14 protein-coding genes are annotated in these 14,682 nt (G+C 73.2%); 3 read left to right on the top strand and 11 right to left on the bottom strand.

Annotated elements, in window-relative coordinates; translation table 11 throughout:
• Positions 1-27: 27 nt before the first annotated feature.
• Positions 28-612 carry a hypothetical protein gene (locus OCS65_RS12335; RefSeq protein WP_238406504.1) on the top strand — a complete coding sequence of 195 codons (585 nt, stop codon included), beginning with the start codon at positions 28-30 and terminating at the stop codon, positions 610-612.
• Positions 573-1,946 carry an alpha/beta hydrolase gene (locus OCS65_RS12330; RefSeq protein ID WP_260325663.1) on the top strand — a complete coding sequence of 458 codons (1,374 nt, stop codon included), beginning with the start codon at positions 573-575 and terminating at the stop codon, positions 1,944-1,946. The genes OCS65_RS12335 and OCS65_RS12330 overlap by 40 nt, the downstream gene beginning before the upstream one ends.
• A 30-nt stretch (positions 1,947-1,976) precedes the next feature.
• On the opposite strand, the gene gatA is transcribed toward OCS65_RS12330, so the two are convergent.
• Positions 1,977-3,452 carry an Asp-tRNA(Asn)/Glu-tRNA(Gln) amidotransferase subunit GatA gene (gene gatA, locus OCS65_RS12325; protein WP_161996481.1) on the bottom strand — a complete coding sequence of 492 codons (1,476 nt, stop codon included), beginning with the start codon at positions 3,450-3,452 and terminating at the stop codon, positions 1,977-1,979.
• Positions 3,449-3,748: an Asp-tRNA(Asn)/Glu-tRNA(Gln) amidotransferase subunit GatC gene (gatC, locus tag OCS65_RS12320; protein ID WP_029544440.1), complete on the bottom strand. Its 300-nt coding sequence runs from the start codon at positions 3,746-3,748 to the stop codon at positions 3,449-3,451. The genes gatA and gatC overlap by 4 nt, the downstream gene beginning before the upstream one ends.
• A 291-nt stretch (positions 3,749-4,039) precedes the next feature.
• Between gatC and OCS65_RS12315 the strand changes: the two genes are divergently transcribed.
• On the top strand, positions 4,040-4,690 hold the full coding sequence (locus OCS65_RS12315; RefSeq protein ID WP_006942337.1) for an ACT domain-containing protein: 651 nt from the start codon (positions 4,040-4,042) through the stop codon (positions 4,688-4,690).
• Positions 4,691-4,700: 10 nt separating this feature from the next.
• Here the strand turns inward: OCS65_RS12315 and OCS65_RS12310 are convergent, their stop codons facing one another.
• The 9 genes from OCS65_RS12310 to OCS65_RS12270 form a co-directional block, all read right to left on the bottom strand.
• Positions 4,701-5,189, bottom strand: a complete 489-nt coding sequence (locus tag OCS65_RS12310; RefSeq protein ID WP_029544443.1) for a GNAT family N-acetyltransferase — start codon at positions 5,187-5,189, stop codon at positions 4,701-4,703.
• A gap of 79 nt (positions 5,190-5,268) precedes the next feature.
• Positions 5,269-7,392 (bottom strand): NAD-dependent DNA ligase LigA, encoded by a 2,124-nt coding sequence (gene ligA / locus OCS65_RS12305; protein ID WP_029544445.1) that lies wholly within the window; start codon positions 7,390-7,392, stop codon positions 5,269-5,271.
• A gap of 10 nt (positions 7,393-7,402) precedes the next feature.
• Positions 7,403-8,464 carry a methionine synthase gene (locus OCS65_RS12300; protein ID WP_050035417.1) on the bottom strand — a complete coding sequence of 354 codons (1,062 nt, stop codon included), beginning with the start codon at positions 8,462-8,464 and terminating at the stop codon, positions 7,403-7,405.
• Entirely contained in the window at positions 8,461-9,555 is a 1,095-nt protein-coding gene (gene mnmA / locus OCS65_RS12295) for a tRNA 2-thiouridine(34) synthase MnmA (RefSeq protein WP_029544449.1), read from the bottom strand. The genes OCS65_RS12300 and mnmA overlap by 4 nt, the downstream gene beginning before the upstream one ends.
• A 5-nt stretch (positions 9,556-9,560) precedes the next feature.
• A complete protein-coding gene (locus OCS65_RS12290) occupies positions 9,561-10,787 on the bottom strand; it encodes a cysteine desulfurase family protein (protein ID WP_050035419.1) in 1,227 nt (408 codons plus the stop codon).
• A gap of 42 nt (positions 10,788-10,829) precedes the next feature.
• Positions 10,830-11,729: a lysophospholipid acyltransferase family protein gene (locus OCS65_RS12285; protein WP_006933200.1), complete on the bottom strand. Its 900-nt coding sequence runs from the start codon at positions 11,727-11,729 to the stop codon at positions 10,830-10,832.
• The gene (locus OCS65_RS12280) at positions 11,726-12,568 is read right to left on the bottom strand and encodes a GNAT family N-acetyltransferase (protein ID WP_029544454.1); all 843 of its coding nucleotides are present in this window, start codon (positions 12,566-12,568) and stop codon (positions 11,726-11,728) included. The genes OCS65_RS12285 and OCS65_RS12280 overlap by 4 nt, the downstream gene beginning before the upstream one ends.
• A 137-nt stretch (positions 12,569-12,705) precedes the next feature.
• Positions 12,706-13,662, bottom strand: coding sequence for an electron transfer flavoprotein subunit alpha/FixB family protein (locus OCS65_RS12275; RefSeq protein WP_006933196.1), 957 nt, complete (start codon positions 13,660-13,662; stop codon positions 12,706-12,708).
• A gap of 47 nt (positions 13,663-13,709) precedes the next feature.
• Positions 13,710-14,495, bottom strand: coding sequence for an electron transfer flavoprotein subunit beta/FixA family protein (locus OCS65_RS12270; RefSeq protein ID WP_006933194.1), 786 nt, complete (start codon positions 14,493-14,495; stop codon positions 13,710-13,712).
• Positions 14,496-14,682 lie beyond the last annotated feature (187 nt).

Below are 14,682 nucleotides of genomic sequence, written 5' to 3'. Positions count from 1 at the left end.
GTCCCCGTCGTTCCTAACGTCCGTGCCATGCGCAGACGAGCGACGACAGTGATGGTGGGTACGGCCGCGGCGCTGTTCCTGGGAACCGTTGGGGCGCAGGCTGGTCCGGAGGGGGAGCCGAGGCCGCACGGGGGCGCCACGGCGGCGGCGGTGGCGGCGCTGTCCGACGGCGACACCGCGGCGGCGCTCGAGGTCTTCCCGGCCGGCTTCGAGCCGGCGATGCACTACCGCCCGGTCACCGAGGACGGGATCCTGGTGGATCCCCTCGGGGGCTGCTCGTCCCCCGTCCCCCTGCCGAAGTTCTTCGAAACACCCTGCCGTGAACACGATCTCGGCTACGACCTGCTGCGATACGCCCGGTCGGTGGGACACGAACCGGGTCCGCAGGCGCGGCGCGGCCTGGACGCCCGGCTGAGCCGGCACCTGCACGAGGCGTGCCGCACGGCGGCTCCCGGCGACGGCTGGTGCGTCCTCACCGCGGATGTGGCGTCGATTGCCGTGCGGTTCAATTCGTGGCGGCAACGCGACGCGGCACCGGTTCCCGAGTCACCGCTGCCGTACGCGGCCGTGGTGTGGACGTTGGCCGCGGCGGCGCGGTGGGCGGTGCGATGAGGGCGCTCGCGGCGTCCGCGGCCGCGGACGCGGGGGTCGATTCGCTCGCGCGGCGCTGCCCGCGGGTGGCGACGACCGTGGCGGTGACGATCGCGGTGTGGGTCTCGCTCGCGCCGTCGCTGCTGCCCCGTGCGGCCCTGGCACAGGCCGCTGCCTCCGGATGCGCCGCCGCAGCCGCGGCCGTGGCCGGCGGGGTGCGCCGCCGGCGGCACGGGGGATCCGCGCGGCCCGGGGCCGCGCGGCCGGCGGCGCTGGTCGTCGCGGCCGGCGCGCTCGGGTGGGCGGTGCTCGCCGCGGCGCAGTGGCAGGACGCGTTGCGGGCGTCGATGGGGCGACCACCCGCCGGTCCGGCGCACTGGATCGTTGTATGTAGTTGTGCCCCCTTGATATTCGCGGCAGTACGGGCGATCGGCCGGGTTCCGGGGGCGTGGCGCCGGCGGGCCGGCACCCGCGCGGTCGCGGCCACGGCTGTCACGGTGGCCATGGGCGTCGGCGTCGCGATTGTGCCCGTGGGGCTCGGGCAGGCAGACCCGGTCGCGAGGCCCGTCGCCGCCGCGGTGGCCGGCAGTCCGTCGTCCCTGGTGTCCTGGGAGTCCCTGGGCGACGAGGGCCGCCGTTTCGTGACCCTCGACGCGCATCCCGGCGCGATCCGCACGTACGTGGGGCTCGGATCCGCTGCGGACGCCCGCTCGCGCGCCGCGCTGGCCGTGCGCGAACTCGACCGCGCCGGTGGGTTCGCCCGCGCCCACGTCGTGGTGGCGGTGCCCACCGGCTCGGGCTGGATCGACCCCGGCGCGGTGCGGGGGTTCGACACGGTGTTCGGCGGCGACGTCGCGCTCGTGGCGCAGCAGTACTCGGCCGCGCCGAGCTGGGTGACGTTCCTGTTCGACCGGAACGCGGCCGCGGCGTCGGCCCGCGCCCTCCTGACGGCCGTGCGCGCCCACCTCGACACCCTGGACCCGGTCCGGCGCCCGCAGCTGCACGTGTACGGGCAGAGCCTCGGGTCGATCGGGGGCAGCGCCGCGCTCGCCGACCACGCATCGGCCGCGGCGGGTCCCTGCGCGGCGATCTGGGCGGGTCCGCCGGCCGGCGCGGTGCGCACGGCCGGAGCGATCGTCACCGCGAACACGTCGGATCCGGTGGTGTGGTGGCAGCCGTCGCTGCTGTGGTCCCCGCCCGACCTGTCCCGAGCGCGACGCGACGCGCCCGTGCCGCGGTGGCTGCCGGTGGTCAGTTTCGTGCAGGCGACGCTGGACCTGCCGGTGGCGCTGGACGCGGCCCCCGGTCACGGGCACCGCTACGGCCCGGACCAGGCCCGGTGCGACCACCCCTGACCGGGACGGAGCACCGGGCCTCGGCCGGACTCAGGCGACGATCGGGCCGCGTGCGGCCTCGAACGCGGCGCCGACGCGGTAGAGGCGCTCGTCGGCGAGCGCCGGGGCCATGATCTGCAGGCCGACGGGCAGCCCGTCGTCGGCGGACAGCCCGGACGGCACGGACATCGCGCAGTGCCCGGCGAGGTTGGTCGGCAGCGTGCACAGGTCCGACAGGTACATCGCCAGCGGATCGTCGACCTTCTCGCCGATCTTCCACGGGGTGAAGGGGCTGGTCGGCGAGACGAGGACGTCGACCTGCTCGTACGCCTTCTCGAAGTCCCGCGCGATGAGGGTGCGGACCTTGAGCGCCTGCCCGTAGTAGGCCTCGTAGTAGCCGGAGGACAGCGCGTAGGTGCCGATCATGATGCGGCGCTTGACCTCCTTACCGAACCCGGCGGCCCGGGTGGCGGCCATGACCTGCTCGGCGCTCATCGTGCCGTCGTCGACGCGCAGGCCGTAGCGCATGGCGTCGAAGCGGGCGAGGTTGGAGGAGACCTCGGACGGCAGGATCAGGTAGTACGAGGCGAGCGCGTACTCGAAGTGCGGGCAGGAGACCTCGACGACCTCGGCGCCGAGTTCGGTGAGCGTGGCCACGGCCGCGTCGAAGGACGCCAGCACGCCCGGCTGGTAGCTGTCCGAGTGCAACTCCTTGACGACGCCGACGCGCAGGCCCTTCAGGTCGCCCTGCGCGCCCTCCCGGGCCGCCTGGACGACCGGCCGGACGGGCGCGTCCACCGACGTGGAGTCGCGCGGGTCGTGGCCGGCGATCACCTCGTGCAGCAGCGCCGTGTCGAGCACGGTGCGGCCGCACGGGCCGCCCTGGTCGAGCGACGACGCGCACGCGACGAGGCCGAACCGGGAGACCGTGCCGTAGGTGGGCTTGGTGCCGACCGTGGCGGTGACGGCGGCGGGCTGGCGGATCGAGCCGCCGGTATCGGTGCCGATGGCCAGGGGCGCCTGGTAGGACGCCAGCGCGGCCGCGGAGCCGCCGCCGGAACCACCGGGGATCCGGGTGGTGTCCCACGGGTTGCGGGTGGGACCGAAGGCGGAGTTCTCGGTGGACGATCCCATCGCGAACTCGTCCATGTTGGTCTTGCCCAGGATGGGGATGCCGGCCCGCCGCAGCTTCGACGTCAGGGTCGCGTCGTACGGCGACATCCAGCCCTCGAGGATCTTCGAGGCGCACGTGGTGGGCATGTCGGTCGTGGTGAACACGTCCTTGAGGGCGATCGGCACGCCGGCCAGCGGCGACGCCGGGCTCTCGCCCGCGGCGACCGCGCGGTCGACCTCCGCGGCGGCGGCCAGCGCCTGCTCCCCCGCGACGTGCAGGAAGGCGTGGTAGTCGCCGTCGACCTCGGCGATGCGGTCGAGGTGAGCCTGGGTGACCTCGACCGACGAGACGTCGCCGGAGTGGATGCGGTCGGCGAGGTCGGCCGCGCCCAGCCGGGTCAGGTCGGCGCTCATTCGCCCTCCCCCAGGATCTGCGGGACGGAGAAGCGGCCGTCCTCGACGAGCGGCGCGGCGGCGAGCGCCTGCTCCGGCGTCAGGCCCGGGCGCACCTCGTCGGGGCGGGTCACGTTGGTCACCGCGTTCGGGTTGGCCATCGGCGCCACATCGTCCGCAGCCACCTCCGACACGGCCTTGACGTGGCTGAGGATCGTATCCAGCTGGCCGGCGAACTCGTCGAGTTCGGCGTCGGTCAGCGCGAGCCGGGACAACCGGGCGAGGTGCGCGACCTCGTCACGGGAGATGGCAGGCACCTTCGGTGACCCCTTTCCGATGAAGAAACGAACGTCCCGTCCAGGGTAGTGCGTGCCGACCGGGACGGTTTCGCCGGTTCCCCGGACCCGCGCCGACCGCCCGCCGTGTTGCAGTTCGGAGAAACACCTGTGTCGTTCGTGTGACAACGACCGCGTGACCGGCGGTTTCCTGTCCCGTCTCGGCGCAGCACCGCCGGACCGGCATCCGGCGGTGCTGCGGGGGTGAAAAGATGGTGTCCGTCGCCGGCCGAGCGCCTCGGCCGTGACTTCGGAATCGGGGAAAGGACGCACGTGTCGTACCTGTTACGCGTCCAGCTTCCCGACCGGCCGGGCAGCCTCGGTTCACTCGCCGTCGCGCTCGGTTCGGTCGGTGCGGACATCCTCTCGCTGGACGTCGTCGAACGCGGCGCCGGCTTCGCGATCGACGATCTCGTCGTCGACGTCGACGCCGGGTCGCTGCCGGACACGCTCATCACGGCCGCCGAACGCCTCGAGGGCGTGACGGTGGACTCGATCCGTCCCTATGCGGGAATCCTCGACACCCACCGCGAACTCGAGCTGATCGATCAGGTCGCCACCGCGCGCCACGATCGGCTGCAGGTGCTCGTCGACGGGGCGCCCCGGGTGCTGCGCGTCGGCTGGGCGACCGTCGTCGACACCGGCCCGTACGGGGTGTACCGGGTGGTCGGCAGTTCCGGCGCCCCCGAGACCCGGCCGGCGGAGGTGCCGTGGATGCCGCTCGAGAAGCCGATGCTGCTCGACCACGAGGGCGAGTGGGTGCCCGACCTGTGGCGAGCGATGAACACGACCCTGGCGGCGGCGCCCCTGGGGACCCAGGGCCGGGTGCTGATGCTCGGCCGGCCCGGCGGCCCGGAGTTCCGCCCGTCCGAGGTGGCCCGGCTCGGCTACCTGGCCGGCATCATCGGAACCGTCCTCGGCTGAGCGGAACGGCTCAGACCAGCTCCCGGACCAGGGTGCTCAGCTCGACGCCGGGCACCGGCGCCCAGTCCCGCTCGGGGACGGGGACGAATCCGTTGCGGTCGTAGATGCGGCGCGCGTCGACCATGTCCGGCTGCGTGGAGAGCACCACGGCGCGATCGCCGCGGTCGTAGGCGGTGTCGAGGACGTGCCGCACCAGCGCCGACCCGACACCCCGGCCCCGCGCCGACGGCGCGACGGCCAGCATCCGGAACTCGAGCTCGCCCTTCTCGGCGATGTGGGCGAAGCGCGACGCCGGCTCCGCCAGCGTCACGGACCCGACGATCTCGCCGTCGGCGAGCGCGACCACCACCTCGGCGTGCTTGTCGCGGGCGGCGGTGTCGCGCAGACGCTCGGCGTACGGGTCGTCGGGCTCGACGAATCCGCCGCCGACGTACACGTCGACGGTGAGGGCGCCGACGGCGTCGTACTCGTCCGGGCTCACGCGTCTGATCTCGATCACTGGAGGACTATCCCAGTGACCGCCCCTTCCGCCCAAACGGTTTCCGGGCGATCTCCGTCACACCGGCTCCGGCCGCCGGTCAGCTCTCGAGCTCGCCGAACTCCTCCTCGATCGCGTCCTGGCCACCCGAGACGCCGTCCGGGCCGAGTTCGAGCAGCCGGCGGAACCCGTCCTCGTCGAGGACGGGGATGCCCAGCTCGGCCGCCTTGTCGGCCTTCGTTCCCGGGGCATCGCCGACGACGACGAACGCGGTCTTCTTCGACACCGAACCGGCCGCCTTGCCGCCGCGGAGCAGGATCGCCTCCTTGGCCTGATCCCGCGAGAAACCCTCGAGCGATCCGGTGACCACGATCGACAGGCCCTCGAGGGTGCGTTCGATGGATTCGTCGCGCTCGTCGAGCATGCGCACCCCCGCCGCGCGCCACTTCTCGACGATCGCGACGTGCCAGTCGACGGCGAACCATTCACCCAGGGCCGCAGCGATGGTCGGTCCCACCCCCTCGACGGCGGCGAGCTCGTCCACGGACGCCTCGCGGATCCGGTCGAGGCTGCCGAATTCGGTGGCCAGCGCCCGTGCGGCGGTGGGGCCGACGTGCCGGATCGACAGTGCCACCAGCACCCGCCACAGCGGCTTGTCCTTGGCTGCTTGGAGATTCGCCAGCAGGCGCTTGCCGTTGGCGGACAGCGCCCCCGCCTTGGTGCGGAAGAGCGACGTCCGCAGCAGGTCCTCGGCGGTCAGGTCGAACAGGTCACCCTCGTCGGCGATCACCCCGGCCTCGAGCAGCGCGGTGGCGGCCTCGTAGCCGAGCGCCTCGATGTCGAATGCGCCGCGGCCCGCGACGTGGAAGACCCGCTCACGCAACTGTGCGGGGCAGTGCCGCTGGTTGGGACAGCGCAGGTCCACGTCACCCTCCTTGGCGGGGGCGAGCGGTGTCCCGCACTCGGGGCATTCGGTGGGCATGACGAACTCGCGTTCGGTGCCGTCGCGCAGGTCCACCACCGGGCCGAGCACCTCGGGGATGACGTCACCGGCCTTGCGCAGCACCACCGTGTCGCCGATGAGCACGCCCTTGCGGGCCACCTCCGCCGCGTTGTGCAGGGTGGCGAGGGAGACCGTCGACCCGGCCACCGTGACCGGTTCCATGTAGGCGAACGGGGTGACCCGGCCCGTGCGGCCGACGCTGACGCGGATGTCGAGCAACGTGGTGGTCACCTCCTCCGGCGGGTACTTGTAGGCGATCGCCCACCGGGGTGCGCGCGAGGTGGTGCCGAGCCGGCGCTGCAGGGACACCTCGTCGACCTTGACGACGAGCCCGTCGATCTCGTGTTCGACGTCGTGGCGGTGCTCGCCCCAGTACCGCATCCGGGCGACGACCTCCTCGACGCCGACGACGCGGGCGGTGTGCCCGGAGACGGGCAACCCCCAGGCGGCGAGGGCGGCGTAGGACTGCGACAGCGACACCGGCTCGAATCCTTCGACGCGGCCGAGCCCGTGGCAGATCATCCCGAGGCGGCGCCGCGCGGTCACCGCGGGGTTCTTCTGCCGCAGCGATCCGGCCGCGGTGTTGCGCGGATTGGCGAACGGGGCCTTGCCCTCGGCGACGAGGGCGGCGTTGAGCGCGTGGAAGTCCTCGAGCCGGAAGTACACCTCGCCCCGCACCTCGAGAACCCGGGGGACGGGAAATTCCTCGGTGGCGGTGAGCCTTTCGGGGATGTCGTCGATCGTGAGGGCATTGAGCGTGACCTCCTCGCCGGTGCGGCCGTCGCCGCGGGTGGCGGCACGGCGCAAGCGGCCGTCCTCGTACACCAGACTCAGCGCGACGCCGTCGATCTTCACCTCGCACAGGTAGTGCAGGTCCGGACCCGTCTCGGCCTCGACGCGGGAAACCCAGGCGCGCAGTTCGTCCTCGGTGAAGACGTTGTCGAGGCTGAGCATCCGCTCGAGGTGGTCGACGGCGGTGAAGTCGGTGGCGAAGCCCCCACCGACGAGCTGCGTCGGGGAGTCCGGGACGCGCAGGTCCGGGTAGTCGTCCTCGAGCTGCTTCAGCGCGCCGAGCAACTGGTCGAAGGCGCCGTCGGAGATGATCGGCGCGTCGCGCACGTAGTAGCGGAACTGGTGCTCGCGCACCTCCTCCGCGAGCTGCTGCCAGCGCTCGCGCACGTCGGGCGGAGCTTGGGTGGGCGCGTCCGTCGATTCACTCACGCCGGAAAGACTAGTCGAGCGATACGACGTTCCCGGCCGCTGCGGAGCCGAGCGATTCCGGGTCGTCCGCGAACGCGGCGGCGACGTCGCGGGCGAGGCGCAGCGCCCGGCGCGCCCACGTGGGATCGGCGCCGGCCAGGCCGCAGCGCGGGGTGACCCCCACCGAGCGCAGCGTGGCGCGGGGGAAGCCCAGCCGGTCGATCAGCGTGATCGCGGGGGCCGCGACGTCACGCCAGGTGGGGACGGCCGTGTCGGGTGCGGTGGACGGCACCAGCCCGAGCAGGAGGGTGGTTCCGGCGTCGATCAGCTCACCGATACCGTCGAGGTCGGCGGCGGTGAGCTGCGCGACGTCGAGGGCGACGGCGTCGACGCCGCTGCGGCGCAGCAACCCGGTGGGCACGTCGGCGGCGCAGCAGTGCACCGCGACGGGGCGGCCGATCGCCGCGATCGCGGCCTCGAGCAGGTGCTGCGCCTCCGGCTCGGGGAGCGCCGGCACCGATTCGAGCTTCGTGCGTCCGGTCAGGGTCCCGGCGAGGACGGCGGGCAGCGCAGGCTCGTCGAGCTGGACCACCACGTGGGCGCCGAGGCGGCGGGTCAGTTCCGCGGCGTGCCGCGCCAGGCCCTCGCCGAGGGACTCGGCGACGTCGCGCACGGCGCCGCGATCGGTGAGCACCCGCCGGCCCCCGGCCAGCTCGGCGTGCGCGGCGAGGGTGAACGGGCCGGCGGACTGCACCTTCAGGAATCGACCGGGACCGAGACCCGCTGTCTCCCATGCCTCTTCGAGTGCATCGAGATCTCGGCGCAGCAGATCCCCGGCGCGGGCGGCGACCGCGCCGCGGCGACCGCCGAGCCGGTACCCGGTGGTGGACGTGTCGAGGTGCAGGTCGACCAGCAACGCGCCGGTGCGGCCGATGAGATCGGCCCCGAGCCCGCGGGCCGGCAGCTCGACCAGGTGCGGCAACGCCTCGAGCTCGCCGAGCACGGTCGCGGCCGATTCCCGGGCGTCGGTGCCGGGCCACGACCCGATGCCGGTCGCGACGCCGGACCAGGGGTTCGGGATGTTCGCGGTCACCGGGACGTGGCCGCCGTGCCGGTACCGACGATGGTGCCGCTGCCGAGGACGACGTCGCCGCCCGCGTCCGGCCGGTACAGCACCACGGCCTGTCCGGTGGCGACGCCGGTGAGCGGTTCGCGCAGGGTCACCGCGAGACCGGTGCCGGCGGGCTCGGCGACGGCCGCCGCGACACCGCCGTGCGCGCGGACCTGCACGACGCATTCGACCGGTCCGGCCGGCGCGGCCCCGCTCGTCCACACCGCGCGCTCGGCACTGATCGCCCACACCTTCAGGTCTTCCGCGGAGCCCACCTTCACCGTGCCGGTGTCCGGCTCGATCGCGGTGACGTAGCGGGGGCGGCCGTCCGCGCCGGGGCCGGCGATGCCCAGGCCCTTGCGCTGTCCGACCGTGAAGCCGTGCACCCCTTCGTGTTCGGCGAGCACGGCGCCGGACCGGGCGTCGACGACGCGGCCGGGACGCACCCCGATGCGGGCACCGAGGAAGGCGCGGGTGTCACCGGAGGGGATGAAGCAGATGTCGTGACTGTCGGGCTTGTCCGCGACCGCGAGACCCCGCTCGGCCGCTTCGGCGCGGATCCGCTCCTTCGGGGTGTCCCCGACCGGGAACATCGCACGCGCGAGCTGGTCGGCCGTCAGCACACCGAGCACGTACGACTGGTCCTTGCCGGCGTCGACCGCGCGACGCAGGACACCGTCGTCGAGCCGGGCGTAGTGGCCGGTGGCGACCGCGTCGAAGCCGAGGGCGACGGCCCGGTCGGCGAGGGCCGCGAACTTGATCTTCTCGTTGCAGCGCAGGCACGGATTGGGGGTCTGGCCGGCGGCATAGGACTCGACGAAGTCGTCGATGACGTCCTCCTTGAACCGGTCGGCGAAATCCCAGACATAGAACGGGATTCCGAGCACGTCGGCGGCGCGGCGCGCATCCCCGGCGTCCTCCTTGGAGCAGCAGCCCCGCGACCCGGTCCGCAGCGTGCCCGGCGCCGTGGACAGCGCCAGGTGCACGCCGACCACGTCGTGGCCGGCGTCGACCGCGCGGGCCGCGGCCACCGCCGAGTCCACGCCACCGCTCATTGCCGCGAGCACCCTCATCGACGTCACCTCTCTCGACTACCGGCGCCGGCCAGTCCGGCGGCCCGCGCCCGTCCCACCACCTGCGGCAGCGCCGCCACAACGGCCTCCACGTCGGCGCGAGTCGACGTGTGGCCCAACGAGAATCGCAACGACCCGCGGGCCGTGCGGGGGTCCGCCCCCATCGCGACGAGCACATGGCTCGGCCGCGCCACCCCGGCGGTGCAGGCCGAACCGGTCGAGCACTCGATCCCGGCCGCGTCCAGCAGCATGAGCAGCGAATCGCCCTCGCAGCCGGGGAAGGTGAAGTGTGCATTGCCGGGCAGGCGGTCCGCGCCGCGCGGGCCGTTGAGGACCGCGTCCGGGACCACGGCCGTCACACCGGCGATCAGTTCGTCGCGCAGCGTCGTGAGCGCGACGGTGCGTTCGCCGAGTTCGGCCGTCGCCTCGCGCAGCGCCGCGGCCATGCCGGCGATCCCGGCGGTGTCGTGGGTTCCCGACCGTACGTCGCGCTCGTGTCCGCCGCCGTGGGTGAGGGGCACGCACGGCACCTGCCGGCCCAGCAGCAGGGCACCGACACCCTGGGGACCGCCGAACTTGTGCGCGGCGATCGTCATGGCGGCCAGCCCGCTCGCGGCGAAGTCGACGGGCAGATGGCCGACCGCCTGCACGGCGTCGCTGTGCACGGGCACCCCGTACTCGGCGGCGACCGCGGTGAGCTCGGCGACGGGCATCACGGTGCCCACCTCGTTGTTGGCCCACATCACCGACACCAGGGCCGTCTCGTCGGCGTGCTCGGCGAGGGCCATCCGCAGCGCATCCGGCTCGACGCGTCCGTCGGCGTCGACGGCCAGCCAGGTCACCTCGGCGCCCTCGTGCGCGACGAGCCACTCGACGGCATCGAGCACGGCGTGGTGCTCGACGGCGCTCGCGATCACCCGGCGACGGCGCGGATCGGCGTCGCGGCGCGCCCAGTAGATGCCCTTGACCGCGAGGTTGTCGCCCTCGGTGCCGCCCGAGGTGAAGACGACCTCGGAGGGACGCGCACCGAGGTCCGCGGCGATGGACTCCCGGGCCTCCTCGATGCGGCGCCGCGCCGCGCGGCCCGACCCGTGGAGGGACGACGCGTTGCCGACCGTCGCGAAGATCTCCGTCATCGCCGACACGGCCGCGGGCAGCATCGGGGTGGTCGCGGCGTGATCGAGGTAGACGGTCGTCGAGGTGCCGGAGGCTCCGGCGGCGTTCGAGGTCATGACCGAACCAGGATAGCGGGTCGGGGCTCGCGCCCGTCGCGCTCACCGTCCGGCCCGGAGCTCCTCGCGACCACGGGTGTCGTGCGCGGCGGCGGCCCGGCCGAGCCTGGCGAACTCGGCGCCGTCGTCGTGCCGCCGGCGCGCGGACCGTTCACACCGCGCGGCGAGGTCGCGGCGATCGGAGCCGGGCCGCTCGAGCGGGGCGAGCACCACCTCCGCCACCACGCCCCGGTGCCGCAGGAGCCGTCGCAGCGACGCTCCCATCGTCTCGTCGCCGACGAACGCCGGGCCGGTGGCGATCGTCCCGGCGGCGTCGGCGTACCGGAGCCCGACCGGCTGCACCGGGCGCTGCGCGTCGATCGCCGCCTGGAACAGTGCCGGACGGAACCCGCCGTACGCCCTGCCGCACCACGTCGTGCCCTCCGGGAACGCCGCGATCCGCTCCCCCGCCAGGAGGCGGTCGCGGATCCGCGACACCACGACGGGCAGGTCGCGCAGACGCTCGCGCTCGATGGGTATGACCCGCATGCGGCGGGCCAGCGCGCCGAGCAGTCCCCACTCGAGCAGGTCGCTGCGCGCGACGAACCCTGCCGGGGCAACCGCGGTGAGCACCAGCACGTCGGTCCAGGACACGTGCGGGGCGACGACGAGCACGCCCCCGCCTCCCCCGCCTCCCCCGTCGCCGCGGTCCCGCAGGTCGGTCACCGTCAGCCGCAGCCCGGCACAACGCAGCAGGACGCGGGCGAACGCACGCTGGGCGGCGAGGCGCCCCGGGCGGGGCAGGAGCCGGCCGGCGGTCAGCAACGGGGCGGTTGCCAGGACCGCCACCACGAGCACCCAGCGCGCCGCCGCCGTGACGAAACTCACTCGCCCCGGATCGGCCGGAAGGCAGCCGGTGCCGCAGGGACTGGCCGGCATCCAGGCGTGGGCGCGGGTGTTCACGCCCGCGCTCCTGCGGCCGCCTCGGCGCTCTCGGCGGCGGTCCGCAGCCGCTCGAGGTAGCGCGCGTTGGCTCCGGCGAGGCTCTGCAGCGCGACGAAGTCGGCCACCCCGAAGTCGGGGTCGTGGGCGGGCTCGCCGCAGATGCGAGCACCGAGCCGCAGATACCCGCGCAGCAGCGGCGGCAGCACCGGCCGCCCGGGTGACGGGATGTCGTCGAGGGGGCGGCCGTCGACGACGACCGGGGTCCGGGGAAGCACCCGCCGGGCCGGCTCGACGGAGTGCCGGGCCAGCAGCACGTCGCGCACTCCCCGGACGTTGGCGCCGGGCACGTCGGACGGGTGGGTGCGCATCGGCACCGACACGCACCCCATGACCCAGTTGTGCCCGGTGAGTTGCAGGTAGTGCAGGATCCCGGCCCACATCAGCGACAGGACCGAGCCGGAGCGGTGGGCGGGGTCGACGCAGGCGCGGCCCATCTCCACCGCCCGCAGACCGTCGGGATCGAGGGCGGTGAGATCGAATTCGGTGGCGGTGTAGTAGCCCCCGGCGGCGCGTGCGGCCTCCGGCGGCAGCATCCGGTAGCAGCCCACCACCGCGCCGGTGTGGTTCTCGCGCACCAACAGGTGGTCGCAGTACTCGTCGAAGCGGTCGGCGTCGAGGCCCGCGGGCATGCCTGCCGGGAGGTGGAATCCGGGTTCGGCGGCGAAGACGCGGTAACGCAGCCGCTGTGCGGCCTCGCGATGTTCGCGGTCGGCGGACACGAGCAGGGAGTACCGCGGCCCCGACAGCACCGCCTCCGACAGCCCCGGGTTTTGGGCCGGCACCAGCAAAGTGGTCATGGCGCAATGTGTATCGAGCCGGTACGTCGCGGCAGGGGCGGCACGGTGTCGCCTCCGTGCACGTCCGGTGAACATGCCCGGGTACGCGTGCGGCCCCGCACCCTGGACGGGTGCGGGGCCGCGGCGGGACCTCGGGATCAGCCCTTGTGCTTCTTGATCTCCTCGGTCAGCTGCGGAGCGACGTTGAACAGGTCGCCCACGACGCCGTAGTCCGCGATCTCGAAGATCGGGGCCTCTTCGTCCTTGTTGACCGCGACGATCGTCTTGGACGTCTGCATGCCGGCCCGGTGCTGGATGGCGCCGGAGATGCCCAGCGCCACATACAGCTGCGGCGAGACGGTCTTGCCGGTCTGACCGACCTGGAACTGGCCCGGGTAGTAGCCGGAGTCGACGGCGGCGCGGGAGGCACCGACGGCGGCACCGAGCGAGTCGGCGAGGTCCTCGACGACGCTGAACTTGTCGGCGCTGCCGACGCCGCGGCCGCCGGAGACGACGATCGACGCCTCGGTCAGCTCGGGACGGTCGCCGCCCACGATCGGGTTGCGCGCGGTGATCTTGACCGCGTTCTCCTCCTGCGCCGGCACCTCGACGTCCACGCGCTCGGCGGCGCCGGCCTGCGGCTGCGCCTCGACGGCACCCGGACGCACGGAGACGACCGGCACCTCGCCGTTGGCCTTGGCGTCGACGGTGTACGCGCCACCGAAGATCGAGTGCACGGCCGAACCGTCGGACTTGACGTCGATGACGTCGCAGAGCAGACCGGAGCCGATGCGCGCGGCGAGGCGGCCCGACACCTCCTTGCCCTCGACGCTGGCGGCGGTGATCACCGCGGCGGGGCTGGCGGACTCCACGAGCGAGGCCAGCACGTCGACCTTCGGGGTCACCAGGTAGCCCTCGATGTCGTCGGACTCGGCGGCGTAGACCTTGGCGGCGCCGGCGGCGGCGAGCGCGTCCTGCAGCTTGTCGGCGGTGCCGGCCGGACCGGTCACGACCGCGGCGGGCTCACCCAGCGCACGGGCGGCGGTGATCAGCTCGGTGCTGACCTTCTTCAGCGCGCCCTCGGCGTGCTCGACGAGCACGAGTACTTCTGCCATTGCTCTTTCTCTCCCTTGGGTATGTCTGCTGTGTCGCGTGGGCGCGATCAGATGATCTTCTGGCCGACGAGGTACGCGGCGATCTTGCTGCCGCCGTCACCCTCGTCCGCGACGCGCTCACCAGCGGTACGCGGGGGCTTCGGGCTGACACCGGTGACGGTGCTGCCGGCGTTGGCCACGCCGAAGATCTCGGGGTCGAGCCCGATGTCGGCGAGAGTGAGGGCCTGAACTTCCTTCTTCTTGGCGGCCATGATGCCCTTGAAGGACGGGAAGCGGGGCTCGTTGATCTTCTCGGTGACCGAGACGATGGCCGGCAGCGTGGCCTCGAGGGTGAAGACACCCTCGTCGGTCTCGCGCTCGCCGCTGACCTTGCCGTCGGCGACGGTGAGCTTGCGCATGTGGGTCAGCTGCGGCAGGCCGAGGTACTCGGCGATGATCGCCGGCACGGCGCCCATCCGGCCGTCGGTGGCCTCGTTGCCGGCGATGACCAGGTCGACGCCCTCGATCTGGCCGAGAGCCGCCGCGAGCGCGTACGCGGTCTGGATCGCGTCGGAGCCGTGGATGGCCGGGTCGTTGAGGTGGATGGCCTTGTCGGCACCCATGGACAGCGCCTTGCGGATCGCGTCGGTGGCGCGGTCCGGACCGGCGGTGAGCACGGTGACCTCCCCGCCGTCGCGCTCCTTGATGAGCAGGGCTTCCTCGACGGCGCGCTCGTTGATCTCGTCGAGCACCGCGTCGGCGGCCTCGCGATCGAGCGTGAAGTCGCCGTCGCTGAGCTTGCGCTCGGACCACGTGTCGGGGACCTGCTTGATCAAAACGACGATGTTCGTCATGGGTCTACGTCGACCTCCTGTGTATGACTGCCTGGGATCGGCGAGGCGCAACGCCTTGACCGAGCTCTCGTGCTTCGCACGGGGGTGTGCGATAGATTACCTCACGCTAAGTTACCCGCTGGTAACTTGGATGGGAACCTCGTTCACCATAACCACACGAAGGGAGCCGCACGGCTGTGATCTGGAC

It is taken from the genome of Rhodococcus aetherivorans (assembly GCF_025722975.1).
Lineage (GTDB): Bacteria > Actinomycetota > Actinomycetes > Mycobacteriales > Mycobacteriaceae > Rhodococcus > Rhodococcus aetherivorans.
This window is presented reverse-complemented; position numbering and strand designations above follow the sequence as displayed.

Excerpts from the sequence above, each read along its gene's own strand:
- OCS65_RS12335 (WP_238406504.1), top strand. The coding sequence starts at position 28 with ATGCGCAGACGAGCGACGACAGTGATGGTGGGTACGGCCGCGGCGCTG.
- gatA (WP_161996481.1), bottom strand. The coding sequence starts at position 3,452 with ATGAGCGCCGACCTGACCCGGCTGGGCGCGGCCGACCTCGCCGACCGC.
- mnmA (WP_029544449.1), bottom strand. The coding sequence starts at position 9,555 with ATGAGGGTGCTCGCGGCAATGAGCGGTGGCGTGGACTCGGCGGTGGCC.
- OCS65_RS12290 (WP_050035419.1), bottom strand. The coding sequence starts at position 10,787 with ATGACCTCGAACGCCGCCGGAGCCTCCGGCACCTCGACGACCGTCTAC.
- OCS65_RS12280 (WP_029544454.1), bottom strand. The coding sequence starts at position 12,568 with ATGACCACTTTGCTGGTGCCGGCCCAAAACCCGGGGCTGTCGGAGGCG.
- OCS65_RS12275 (WP_006933196.1), bottom strand. The coding sequence starts at position 13,662 with ATGGCAGAAGTACTCGTGCTCGTCGAGCACGCCGAGGGCGCGCTGAAG.
- OCS65_RS12270 (WP_006933194.1), bottom strand. The coding sequence starts at position 14,495 with ATGACGAACATCGTCGTTTTGATCAAGCAGGTCCCCGACACGTGGTCC.